This is a genomic window from Actinomadura sp. KC345, from assembly GCF_004348515.1.
Lineage (GTDB): Bacteria > Actinomycetota > Actinomycetes > Streptosporangiales > Streptosporangiaceae > Spirillospora.
The window spans coordinates 1-11,231 of the sequence record NZ_SMKH01000257.1; the positions used below are offsets into that span (position 1 = coordinate 1).

General features: G+C 74.0%; 13 protein-coding genes and 1 pseudogene. 6 read left to right on the plus strand and 8 right to left on the minus strand.

The genetic code is table 11. The features are described 5' to 3' along the window. The coding region (locus E1281_RS30790) for an ABC transporter permease (RefSeq protein WP_131883232.1) at nt 1-1,524 on the plus strand (1,524 nt) is incomplete at its 5' end. Between the two features lie 33 nt (nt 1,525-1,557). On the opposite strand, the gene E1281_RS30795 is transcribed toward E1281_RS30790, so the two are convergent. After that, nucleotides 1,558-2,484, minus strand: coding sequence for a LysR family transcriptional regulator (locus tag E1281_RS30795; protein ID WP_243717607.1), 927 nt, complete (start codon nt 2,482-2,484; stop codon nt 1,558-1,560). Nucleotides 2,485-2,557: 73 nt separating this feature from the next. Here E1281_RS30795 and E1281_RS40645 point away from each other — a divergent pair, with 73 nt between their 5' ends. Beyond that, the gene (locus E1281_RS40645; protein ID WP_165959183.1) at nt 2,558-2,734 is read left to right on the plus strand and encodes a hypothetical protein; all 177 of its coding nucleotides are present in this window, start codon (nt 2,558-2,560) and stop codon (nt 2,732-2,734) included. Nucleotides 2,735-2,818: 84 nt separating this feature from the next. Here the strand turns inward: E1281_RS40645 and eda are convergent, their stop codons facing one another. Genes eda through edd form a run of 3 tightly spaced genes read right to left on the minus strand, consistent with a single transcriptional unit; the run spans nt 2,819 to nt 6,266 of the window. Beyond that, complete coding sequence (gene eda, locus E1281_RS30800) at nt 2,819-3,445, minus strand: bifunctional 4-hydroxy-2-oxoglutarate aldolase/2-dehydro-3-deoxy-phosphogluconate aldolase (protein WP_131883233.1); 627 nt, start codon at nt 3,443-3,445, stop codon at nt 2,819-2,821. Next, nucleotides 3,442-4,458: a glucokinase gene (gene glk, locus E1281_RS30805; protein WP_131883234.1), complete on the minus strand. Its 1,017-nt coding sequence runs from the start codon at nt 4,456-4,458 to the stop codon at nt 3,442-3,444. The genes eda and glk overlap by 4 nt, the downstream gene beginning before the upstream one ends. Then, on the minus strand, nt 4,455-6,266 hold the full coding sequence (gene edd / locus E1281_RS30810; protein ID WP_131883235.1) for a phosphogluconate dehydratase: 1,812 nt from the start codon (nt 6,264-6,266) through the stop codon (nt 4,455-4,457). The genes glk and edd overlap by 4 nt, the downstream gene beginning before the upstream one ends. Before the next feature lie 150 nt (nt 6,267-6,416). Between edd and E1281_RS30815 the strand changes: the two genes are divergently transcribed. Beyond that, nucleotides 6,417-7,550, plus strand: coding sequence for an ROK family transcriptional regulator (locus E1281_RS30815; protein WP_131883236.1), 1,134 nt, complete (start codon nt 6,417-6,419; stop codon nt 7,548-7,550). 6 nt (nt 7,551-7,556) lie between these two features. Here E1281_RS30815 and E1281_RS30820 read toward each other — a convergent pair whose 3' ends face one another. Continuing rightward, nucleotides 7,557-8,057, minus strand: a complete 501-nt coding sequence (locus E1281_RS30820) for a helix-turn-helix domain-containing protein (protein ID WP_243717608.1) — start codon at nt 8,055-8,057, stop codon at nt 7,557-7,559. 80 nt (nt 8,058-8,137) lie between these two features. On the opposite strand from E1281_RS30820, the gene E1281_RS30825 reads away from it, so the two are divergent. Beyond that, entirely contained in the window at nt 8,138-8,905 is a 768-nt protein-coding gene (locus tag E1281_RS30825; protein ID WP_131883237.1) for a methyltransferase domain-containing protein, read from the plus strand. 29 nt (nt 8,906-8,934) lie between these two features. Here the strand turns inward: E1281_RS30825 and E1281_RS30830 are convergent, their stop codons facing one another. The 3 genes and pseudogenes from E1281_RS30830 to E1281_RS30835 form a co-directional block, all read right to left on the minus strand. Next, the gene (locus E1281_RS30830) at nt 8,935-9,360 is read right to left on the minus strand and encodes a VOC family protein (protein ID WP_207943583.1); all 426 of its coding nucleotides are present in this window, start codon (nt 9,358-9,360) and stop codon (nt 8,935-8,937) included. Between the two features lie 117 nt (nt 9,361-9,477). After that, nucleotides 9,478-9,636 (minus strand): annotated as a pseudogene (locus tag E1281_RS42220) (DUF6355 family natural product biosynthesis protein); the annotation flags it as partial. Nucleotides 9,637-9,719: 83 nt separating this feature from the next. Further along, on the minus strand, nt 9,720-10,223 hold the full coding sequence (locus E1281_RS30835; RefSeq protein ID WP_131883239.1) for a hypothetical protein: 504 nt from the start codon (nt 10,221-10,223) through the stop codon (nt 9,720-9,722). A gap of 142 nt (nt 10,224-10,365) precedes the next feature. Between E1281_RS30835 and E1281_RS41430 the strand changes: the two genes are divergently transcribed. Beyond that, complete coding sequence (locus E1281_RS41430) at nt 10,366-10,731, plus strand: NAD(P)-dependent oxidoreductase (protein ID WP_207943580.1); 366 nt, start codon at nt 10,366-10,368, stop codon at nt 10,729-10,731. Continuing rightward, nucleotides 10,719-11,078 (plus strand): hypothetical protein, encoded by a 360-nt coding sequence (locus tag E1281_RS41435; RefSeq protein WP_207943581.1) that lies wholly within the window; start codon nt 10,719-10,721, stop codon nt 11,076-11,078. The genes E1281_RS41430 and E1281_RS41435 overlap by 13 nt, the downstream gene beginning before the upstream one ends. Nucleotides 11,079-11,231: the final 153 nt, after the last annotated feature.

The following is an 11,231-nucleotide window of genomic DNA, read 5'->3' on the forward strand; positions in this document are numbered from 1 at the left end:
GGGCTCGCGCGGCTCATGACGGTCGTGACGGGCGGCGAGCCGCTGCCGTTCGGGACGCTGGTCGTGCCCGCCCCGGCGGTGCTCGCGTCCTACGCGGTGGGGACGCTCGTCACGCTGGCCGCGGCGTTCGTCCCGGCGCGGCGCGCGGCGCGGATCCCGCCCGTCGCCGCCCTCCGTGACGCGTCGGCGGCACCGCGTCCGCTGCGGCGCCGGACGCTGTGCGGCGCCGCGGTCCTCGCGGTGGGCGCGGCGGCGGTCGCGGCCGGGCTCGCGGCGGACGGGCGGACGGCGCTGACCCTGGCCGGGGCCGGCGCGATGGCGCTGTTCACCGGGGTCGTCGTGGTGTCTCCGGCGCTCAGCCGTCCCGCGGTACGGGCCCTGGCCTGGCCGTTCGCACGGCTCGGCGGGAGCGCGGGCCGGATGGGCGGGCGGAACGCGCTGCGCGACCCGAGGCGGACGGCGGCGACCGCGTCCGCGCTGACGATCGGCCTCGCGCTGATCGCGTCCGTGTCGGTGATCGTCCAGTCGATGGCGTCGACGGCGGACCGCCGGCTCGACGCGAGCCTCACCGCCGACTACCAGGTCACCGGGCGCAGCCAGGTCACGCCGGTCAGCCCGGAGGCGGCCGCCGCGGTGGCGCGGGCCCGGGGCGTGCGGTCGGTGGTCCCCATCCGGACGGCGCGGTTCGAGCTGGACGGCTCCGTCCGGACCGCCACGGCGGGGACGCCCCGGGAGCTGCTGGGCCACTTCCGGCTGCCGCTCCTGGCGGGCTCCTCCACCGTGCGCGGGGACGAGCTGCTCGTCGGCCGCAGCGTCGCGAGATCGCAGGGCTGGGAGGTCGGAACGGCGATCGGCGGCCGGTACCAGGACGGGACGGAGCGGATGTTCCGCGTCGGCGGGATCTTCCGGGACCGGCCGTCGGTCACCCCGTCCGCACCCGCCATGATCATCGACTGGGGCGGCTACCGGGCCCGCGAGCCGGACGCGCCGATCGACCGCGTCGAGGTCGATGCCGCGTCCGCGGACCGGGGCGCGCTGGAGGCGGCGCTCGCCCCGTGGCCGAACCTGGAACTGAAGGACCGCGCCCAGGTCAGGGACGACGCCGCGGGGGACATCGAGCTGTTCCTCAACCTCGTCATCGGCCTGCTGGTGCTGTCGGTCGTCGTGGCCGCGCTTGGCATCGTCAACACGCTCGCCCTCGCCGTCACCGAGCGGACGCGCGAGATCGGCACGCTCCGCGCCGTCGGCATGCAGCGCCGCCAGCTCCGCCGCATGATCCGGTGCGAGGCGGTCGTGGTCTCGCTGTACGGCGCGGTGCTCGGCGTCGGGACGGGCGTCCTCCTCGGGGTCGTCCTCCAGCACGTGATGGCGGAGGGCGACGGCGCCATGGAGGTCCTGGCGATCCCCTACGGGCGGCTGGCGGTGTGCGTCGCGGCGGCCGCGGTGATCGGCGTCGTCGCGGCGGTGTGGCCCGCGCACCGCGCCGCCCGCATGGACGTCCTTCGGGCGATCGCCACCGAATGAGGCGCCACCGAATGAGGCGCCACCGGACCAGGGTCAGGCCGCCATGCGCTCGCAGCGGGCGGGGACGGCCTCGTGCAGGGCGCGGAGGCCGCGGGCGATCAGCGGGTTGCCGCGGCTGCCGCGCCGCACGGCGGTCAGCAGCCGCCGCTTGGGGACGCTGCCCCCGGTCAGCGGGATCCGGACCACCTGCTCGTCGGCCGACCCGCCCGCCAGCCTCGGCAGGAGGGACACGCCGAGCCCGTTGGCGACCAGCGCCCAGATCACCGACCAGCCGGTGACGTTGTGCGCGAACCGGGGCGTGAACCCGGCGGCGGCGCAGTGGGTCATGACCTGGTGGCGATGGACGCAGAGCTCGGGATCGACGCTGATCCAGGTCTCCTCCGCGGCGTCCTCCAGCCGGACGCTGCCGTGCCGTGCGAGCGGATGCCCGATCGGGACGACGAGGTCCAGGACCTCCTCCATGAGCGGATCCCTGTCGAAGCGCGGGTCACCCGGAGGCGGGGCCTCCGCGGTGGGCTCGATGACCGCGATGTCGGTCTCGCCGGCGGCGAGGAGGCCCAGGGCCACGTCGGTGTCGCATTCGCGGACCTCGACCGTCAGGGACGGGTCCTCCCGCCGCAGGGCACCGGCGGCCGGGGCGACGAGCCCGCCGACGGCCGTCGTGAACCCGCACATGCGCAGCGGCCCGGCGGCCCCGGCGCGGTGCGACTCCAGGTCGGCGAGGGCCTCCTCCCACTTGGCGAGCAGGCCGTCGGCGTGCTCGATCAGCAGCGACGCGGCCGGGGTCAGCCGCACCTTGCGGCCCTGCGGCTCCAGCAGCGGCACCTTCAGCTCCCGCGCCAGCTCCCGCAGGTGGTGGGAGACCGCCGACGGGGTGAGGTGCAGCGCCTCCGCCGCGGACGTGACCGTCCCGTACTGGTGGACGAGCCTGAGCATGTGCAGCCGCCGCAGGTCAATCATGTAACCATGTTGCACGATCCAATGCGGAAATCTGAAATAGACGGCAACATTCGGCCGGATGCAGACTGCGGGCATGGCTCAGAACACGGTTGTTTCCCGGCACCTCACCAGCGACGGCGTCGTCGTCTGGACCCGCTGCGCCTGCGGGCGGCTGCGGATGGACCTCATCCCGCACGAGGGGGGCGCGTCCCTGACCGCGGGCCCGTGCCCGCACTGCGCCTCCGCCCCCGCCCGCACCGCTCAGTCCTGATCGAGCGCGAGTTCGCAGTGCAGCGTCCGGAAGCGCTTCATCTTGTGGACGAGCGGAACCGGAGCGCCGCCGCCCGGTGTGGCATCAGCCGGCGCGCAGGGCCGCCGCCTCGGAGGCGAGCTTGCGGATGCGGTCCCAGTCGCCGGCGCGGACGACGTTCGCCGGGGTCAGCCAGGACCCGCCGACGCAGCCGACGTTGCCGAGCGCGAGGTAGTCGGCGGCGTTCCTCGGGCTGATCCCGCCCGTCGGGCAGAACCGGACCTGCGGCAGCGGGCCGCCGAGCGCCTTCAGGAAGGCGGCGCCGCCCGAAGCCTCCGCGGGGAAGAACTTCATCGCGGTGATCCCGTCCTCCAGCAGCGCCATGGCCTCGGAGGCCGTCGCGGCACCGGGCAGGAAGGGCAGGCCGCCGGCGGCCATCGCGGCCCGGAGCCGGGGCGTGCAGCCGGGAGAGACCAGGAAGCGGGCCCCGGCCGCCGCCGACCGCTCGGCGTCCTCGGGGCCGACGACCGTTCCCGCGCCGACCACCGCGTCCGGGACCTCGGCCGCGATCCGCTCGATCGCCGCGAGCGCGGCGGGCGTGCGGAGCGTCACCTCGATCACCGGGAGACCGCCGTCGACGAGGGCGCGGGCCATCGGGACGGCCGTGCCGGCGTCGTCCAGCACGACGACGGGGATCACGGGCGCGAGGTCGAACAGGTCTTCGGCGATCATGCGAGCTCCAGGGGTTCCGAGCCGGACGGGGTGCCGGGCACTGGTTCGGGGCGGCGGCCGCGCAGGCTCTGCGCGATCCGCGTGGCGGCGCCGGCCAGGGCCGGGCGGGGGTGCACGATCAGCGAGGTCGGGATGCCGCGCAGGTAGTCCTCGACCGGCGGCTTCCGCTCGAACCGGTCCCGGAACGCGCTGTCGCGCAGGACGTCCGCGATGCGCGGCAGGATTCCTCCGCCGAGGAAGACGCCGCCCTGGGCGCCGAGCGTCAGGGCGACGTTCCCGGCGAGCGACCCGAGGAGCGCGCAGAACATGCGCAGCGTCTCGTCGCATCGCGGGTCGTCGCGGCGCTCGCACACCTGCTGGGCGGTGAGCGGCTCGGCGTCCGCCCCGTCGATCTCGGCGAGGTACCGGTGGATGCGGGCGAGCCCGTCCCCGGACAGCAGCAGCTCGGCGGTGGCGGAGCCGCGCTCGGCGCGCAGCAGCCGCGCGACCTCGATCTCGCGGTCGGTCGCGGCCGGGATGTCGACCTGGCCTCCCTCGCCCGGAAGCGGTGTCCATCCGGACGCGGTGGGGACGAGGCCGGCGACGCCGAGGCCCGTCCCGGGGCCGACCACCGCCATGATCCCGTCTCCCGGCGGGAGGCCGCTCCCGATGGGGACCAGGCCGGTCGCGTCCAGGCGCGGGAGGGCGAGGGCGAGGGCCTCGAAGTCGTTGATGATCTCCAGATGGGGCAGGCCGAGATGGGCGCGGACCGCCTCCGGGGTGCCCTTCGGCCAGCCCGCGTTCGTCAGGTGGAACGTCCCGGCCGTGACGGGACCGGCCACCGCCAGGCAGGCGGCGGACGGCCGGACGTCCGCCGCGTACCGGTCGAGGTAGGCGGCGGCGGCCTCGGCCAGCCCGGCATGGTCCCGGGTGGGGAGGGAGTGGACGCGGGACGGGTCGCCGTCCGGGCCGTCCACCAGCGCGAACCGCGCGTTCGTGCCGCCGACGTCCGCGACCAGCCACGGCCCGCTCATGAGAACACCCCGGCACCGCGCTCGGCCGGGCCGACGACGTGCCGGAAGGCCTGGAACAGCTCGCGCCCGGTGCCCCACACCTGCTCGGCGTTCCCGGACGCGGGCTCGCGGGCGGCGAACTCCTCGTCCGGGACGAGGACCTCCAGCACCCCCGCGTCGGCGTCGAGCCGGACGACGTCGCCGTCGCGGACGCGGGCGAGCGGCCCGCCCGCGGCGGCCTCCGGCGACAGGTGGATCGCGGCGGGCACCGCCCCCGAGGCGCCGGACATGCGGCCGTCGGTGACGAGCGCGACGCGGTGCCCCCGGTCCTGCAGGACCGACAGCGGCGGGGTGAGCCTGTGCAGCTCCGGCATCCCGTTGGCCCGCGGCCCCTGGTTGCGGACGACCACCACCACGTTCCTGTCGAGCTCCCCGGCGGCGAAGGCCTCCTGGAGCTGCTCCTGCGACTCGAACACCCGGGCGGGAGCCTCGATCATCCGGTGCTCCGGCCTGACGGCGGACACCTTGATCACCGCCCGTCCCAGATTCCCCCGCACCGTGTGCAGGCCGCCGTGCGTGTCGAACGGCTCGCCCACGGGGCGCAGGACGTCCGTGTCACCGGATCCGGCGACGGTGCGGAGCCACTCGGCCCTGCCGTCCGCCAGCTCCGGGACGCGCCTGTAGTCGGCGAGCGTGTCGCCCCCGACCGTCCTGGCGTCCGCGTGGAGGAACCCGGCGTCGATCAGCTCGCCGATGAGGAACGCGGTGCCGCCGGCCGCGTGGAAGTGGTTCACGTCGGCGGACCCGTTGGGGTAGAGGCGGGTGAGCAGCGGCGTGACCTTGGACAGCTCGTCGAAGTCGTCCCAGGTCAGCTCGATGCCCGCCGCCGAGGCCATCGCGACGAGGTGCAGCGTGTGGTTCGTGGAGCCGCCCGTGGCCAGCAGCGCGACGATCCCGTTCACGAACGCGCGCTCGTCCAGGAGCTCGCCGATGGGCGTGTAGCCGTCGGCCAGGTCGGTCAGCTCCAGAACGCGCCGCCCCGCGGCCTCGGTCAGCGCGTCCCTCAGCTTCGTGCCCGGCGGGACGAAGCTCGCGCCGGGCAGATGCAGGCCCATGACCTCCATCAGGAGCTGGTTGGAGTTGGCCGTCCCGTAGAAGGTGCAGGTGCCGGGCGAGTGGTACGACGCGGCCTCGGCGGCGAGGAGCTCCTCGCGCCCGGCCTCCCCGGCCGCGAACCGCTTGCGCACCTTCGCCTTCTCGCCGTTCGGCAGCCCCGACGCCATCGGCCCCGCGGGAACCAGGATCACCGGCAGATGCCCGAACGACAGCGCCCCGATCACCAGACCCGGGACGATCTTGTCGCACACGCCGAGCAGCAGCGCGCCGTCGAACATGTCGTGGGACAGCGCCACCGCCGTCGCCATCGCCACCACGTCCCTGCTGAACAGCGACAGCTCCATGCCCGCGCGGCCCTGCGTGATGCCGTCGCACATCGCGGGCACTCCGCCGGCGAACTGGGCCGTGCCGCCCGCCGTCCGGATCGCGGCCTTCAGCAGGTCGGGGTAGTCCTTGAGGGGCTGGTGCGCGGAGAGCATGTCGTTGTACGCCGACACGATCGCGATGTTCGGCGTGACCTCGCCCCTGAGCCACAGCTTGTCCTGGACCCCGCAGGCCGCGAAGCCGTGGGCCAGGTTCGCGCATCCCATGCCGCCGCGCACCGGTCCGTCGGTCCGGGCGTCCTGGATCCGCCTCAAGTACGCGCCACGCGTCGCGGCACTCCGCTCGGCGACGCGGCGGGTCACTGCCGCAAGCACGGGATGCACAGCCATTTAGAACGCTCCAAGACCGGGGGAATCTCCAGATCATCAAGCTACCGAGACATACGTAACCCGCACAACCCGACTTACGAACTTTCGCTTACAAAAGTCTCCATGTTGTGGAAACTAGACGTACCGAACCATGCGTGCTTGACTGGCCGGATGCCGCGTCCTGTCACCCGACCCACGACGAGCGGCGACATGCTGCGCCTGATCCGCGAGGACGGAGTCGCCACCCGCACCGAACTGGGCCGCATCACGGGCCTGTCCCGCCCCGCCGTGGCCTCCCGCGTCGCCGACCTCATCGCACGGGGACTGGTGGTCGAGCGCGCGGACGGACCGTCCACCGGCGGGCGCCCCCCGGCCCGGCTGGAGTTCAACGCCGCCGGCGGGACCGTCCTGGTCGCGAACCTCGGCCAGTCCCGCGGCCAGCTCGCCGTCTGCGACCTCGCCGGGACGATCGTCGCCCGCGCCGACGGCCCCCCGGCGGAGGTCTCCCCCAGCAAGACGCTCTCCCGGCTCCTCGACGAGTGGGCGTCCCTCCTGGACGCCTCCGGGATCGACGCCGCCACCGTCCGCGGCGTCGGCCTGGGCGTCCCCGACCCGGTCGAGCACGTCACCGGCCGCTGGGACGCCGTCGAGATCGGCCCCCCGGTCGCCGACCGCTTCGGCGTCCCCGCCTACCTGGACAACGAGGTCAACGCCGCCGCCCTGGGCGAGCACCAGGCCCATCCCGGCGTGCACGACCTCCTGTTCGTCAAGGTCTCCACCGGCATCGGCGCCGGCCTCATCACGGGCGGCCGCATCCAGCGGGGAGCCCTCGGCGCCGCCGGCGAGATCGGCCACGTCCCCGTCCCGTCCTCCGTGGACGCCCCCTGCCGCTGCGGCAACGTCAACTGCGTCGAGGCCGTCGCCGGCGGCACCGCGCTCCTGGCCCGCTCCCCCGCCGAGGACCTGTCCGGCCTCGCCACCCTCGCCCGCTCCGGCGACCCCGCCACCGTCGCCCTCCTCCGCGACGCCGGCCGCCGCATAGGCGAGGTCGTCGCCACCGCCGTGAACCTCCTCAACCCCGCCGTCGTCGTCCTGGGCGGCGACCTGGTGGGCGCCGAGGCGCCCCTCATCGCGGGCGTGCGCGAGGTCGTCTACCAGCGCTCCACGGCCCTGGCCACCCGCACCCTCCGGATCGAACCCAGCCGCCTGGGCGAGGCCGCGGGCCTCACCGGCTGCGCCGCCATGGTCGTCGACCGCATCCTCGCCCCCGAGACCCTCGACGCCGCCACGGCCACACCGCGCTGACCCCGGTCAGCCGCGCTCGGCCAGGAGGGGGCCGAGGACGCGCGTGCCGGGACCGACGCGTCCACCCGGGCCGGGCAACTGGGTCGTGCCCCCGAGTGTCAGCGGCCCGCCGCAGTGGGCGCAGCAGGTCACGGGCGTGGTGTCGTGCCCGCAGTCCAGGTGGCGGATGCGCGCCGGCGGCCCCTCCGGGCCCGCGCGCCAGCGGTCGCCCCATGCCATGAGCGCGAGCAGGACCGGGTAAAGCTCCTCGCCCTTGGCGGTGGCGCGGTAGTGCTCGCGGGGCGGGCGGTCCTGGTAGCGCTCGCGGATCAGGACGCCCTCCTCCACCAGCCGCGCCAGCCTCGCGGTCAGGACCTTGCGGGAGATGCCCAGGTCGTGGGCCAGGTCGTCGAAGCGCGTGACGCCCAGGAGGACGTCCCGCATGATCAGCGCCGTCCAGGCGTCGGCGAACAGGTCGGTGGCCCGTGCGATGGAGCAGGCCACGTGGTCGAGCGGTGTACGGGTCACACCGCGCAACCCTACTTGAGTTCCCCGAGGAAACCCATCATGGTAAGTTCCCTGAGGGAACCCATAGAAGGGAAGCCGTCATGGCCGCACCGCACCTGGTCCTGGACTCGGACGCGCCCGGCGACCTGGACGGACGCCACCTGCGGGCGGTCACGTTCCAGGACGTGCGCCTGCGCTACGTCAATGGCGTCCTCCGTGACCGGGACATCCCGGCCGCCGGAGCCCGCGCGGTCGTGGTCGGCGGCGGCCGTGGGCTGCTCGCCCGCGGCCTGGCCCGCACCGGCATGGAGGTCCTGTCCGTGGACCCGTCGCCCACCGCCACCGAACTGGCGACCCGGGCCTCCCACGGCGAGGACCTCCCGGTCACTTTCACGTCCGCGCCGCCCGAACGCCCGGGACCGCCCGACGGCGCCTTCGACGTGGCCTACTACGCCGACACCTTCGAGATCACCGACGACCTGGACGCGGTGCTGGCCGCCGCCGCCCGGCTCCTGCGTCCCGGCGGCGCGATGGTCTACGACACCGTCAACCGGACGCCCTTGTCCCGGCTGGTCTACCTCGGGGCCTTCCAGCGCTTCCCCGGCAGCCGCATCATGCCGCCCGGCCGCTACACCGCCGCCCGGCTGCGCCCGCCCGCCGACCTCGCCGCCCGGATGGCCGACCACGGCCTCACCGTCCTCGACACCTGCGGGTTCAAACCGAGCAGCGCCGCCGCCCTGGTGAAGGCGACCCGGGCGCGGCGCACGGGCCGCGTCACCGATGAGCGGCTGCCGTCCATGGTGGAGTTCGAGCTGGACCCGGACGGCCCGCCGCTCGTCACCTACCTGGGCCACGCCCGGCGCGACTGAACGTCCCGCGCACGCCGGCCCGCGGGCGTTCAGCCGAGCTGCTCGGCCAGGCCGAGGACGATCCCCTCGGGACCGCGGATGAAGCACAGCCGGTAGCTGTCCTCGTACTGCGCCACCTCGCCGACCAGCTCGGCGCCGTGGGTGCGCAGGCGGGCGACGACGTCGTCGAGGTCGTCGACGGCGAACATGATGCGGCGTATGCCCAGCGTGTTCGACGGCGCGTTCCGCGGCTCGCCGGCGACCGCCGCCGGCGTGTGGAACCTCGTCAGCTCGACCCGCCCGTGGCCGTCCGGGGTCCGCAGCATCACGATGTCGGCACGGACGCCTTCGAGCCCGACGACGCTGTCGACCGAAGGCCCTTCGACCGGCGCCTTGCCCTCCACCTCCATGCCCAATTCGGCGAAGAACGCGGTAGCCGCCTCGATGTCCTCGACAACGATGAGAACGTTGTCCATCCGGATCGCCATGGTGGTTCCTTCCAGTCGCGGGGCCGTACTGGCCCTTGATGTACCTGGGACGGAGCCGACCCCGCATTCTCGACACGGGAACCGTTATGAATTTCCGGCCGGTGGCTACCCGGCCGAGCACAGCCGCCCGGTGTACTTCGCGTACCAGACCGAGGGGTAGGTCCCGAGCCTGGTGACGCCCGGTTTCACGCACATGTCGTAGTTCCCGGAGTCTCCGCCCCAGCCGAGCTCGACGTTGATGACGATGTCGGTGCGGGGCGGCGCGTCGCAGTGCCGTAGAGGGCCGCTCCGTCGCTTCCCACAAGGGCTTCTGGACCGCTTCGCGCTGCGAGTGGAGGGCCGTGGTTCTAGCGGCTGTCACGTTTCGCCTGGCGGCGCGCCCCCTTCGCCCGGGTGGCGGCGTGGCGCTGATTCAGCGCGGGATCCGCGCTCTTGGGCCTGGTGCGGGCCGTGGTCTGAGCCGCCGACGGCCGGGCATCCGGCGGTCCTGCCTGCGGAGACGGTGCGCGCTCCGGAGTGGCGGCGGCTATCCGCTCGGCCTTCAACTCGGACGCGCTGCGCCTCGCCGCCCGCGCGAGGTACCAGCTCACCCGGGCCAGCGCGTCCTCGAACACCTCCGCCTTCTGCGCGTTCCGGGTGTTCTTCGGACGGGCCTTGCCGCGTCCCCCGTACTCCTCCACCCGCGCGCCCGCCGTGCGCCGGTACAGCTTGCTGTACTTGTTGCGGGCGCGGCGGACCCGCGTGTGCAGATCCACGAGCCCGTCCTCCTCCAGGGAGGAGAGCTCATCGCTCCCGGTCTCCCGGACAAGGGCCCTCTCGTCCTCGTTCAACGAGTTCAGCAGCGCCTTCATCGCCCCTCCATGCCTCGATGATGCCCGCGTCGAACGTCGCATGGACCTACCCAAGAAGGGCTCAGGAACACCCTGGAAGCGCGAGCGCCGCCCGCCAGGAGGCACCCGCGTCACACTCGCGCGTCGCTCCGCGAAGGTCGCGGTGACGGCGCGCGAAGCGGTGGCCGCGAGCGACCTCGTGGTCGCCTGCCTGCTCGACGACGCCTCCGTCCGCGAAACCCTCGCCGACGCCGACCTGACCGGCAAGGACCTGGTCAACATCACGACCGGCACCCCCGGCGAGGCGGAGAGGCTCGCCGCATGGGCCGCCGGACGCGGCGCCCGCTACCTGGACGGCGGCATCATGGCCGTCCCGCCGATGATCGGCGTCCCGGACTCGGGCGCCTACGTCCTCTACAGCGGGTCGCCGGACGTGTTCGCGGCGCACCGGGACGCGCCGTCCCGGCGGCCACCAGGTACGTCGGGGAAGACCCCGGCTCGGCCTCTCTCCACGACGTGGCACTGCTGAGCGCGATGACCGTCATGTTCGCGGGGGTATCGCACGCTTTCGCGCTCATGCGCGGGACGGAGGTCGCCCCCATGGAGTTCGCCCCTCTGCTCGTCGAGTGGCTCACCGCCATGACCTCCAGCGCGAACCAGGTCGCCGAGCACCTGGAGACCGGCGACTACACCCTGGGCGTGACCTCGAACCTCGCCATGATGGTGCGGGGCAACGCGACCCTGCTGCGCACCGCCGAGGAACGGGGCGTCAGCCCCGAACTGCTCACCCCGTTCATGGCCCTGATGGAGCGCCGCCTAGCGGCCGGTCACGGTGACGAGGGCACCACGGGAGCGATCGACCTGCTCCTGCGCTGACGGTTCGCGGCGCACGTTCGGACCCTCATGCCCGCCGCCCCGGGCCCGGTGAAGCCGCCGCATGTATTTGGACGATCGTACTAGTTGTACTATCGTCCAAATACTCGACCGGAGGGGGCACTGTGGGAAGCGGCGAAAGCACGAGGGCGGGGT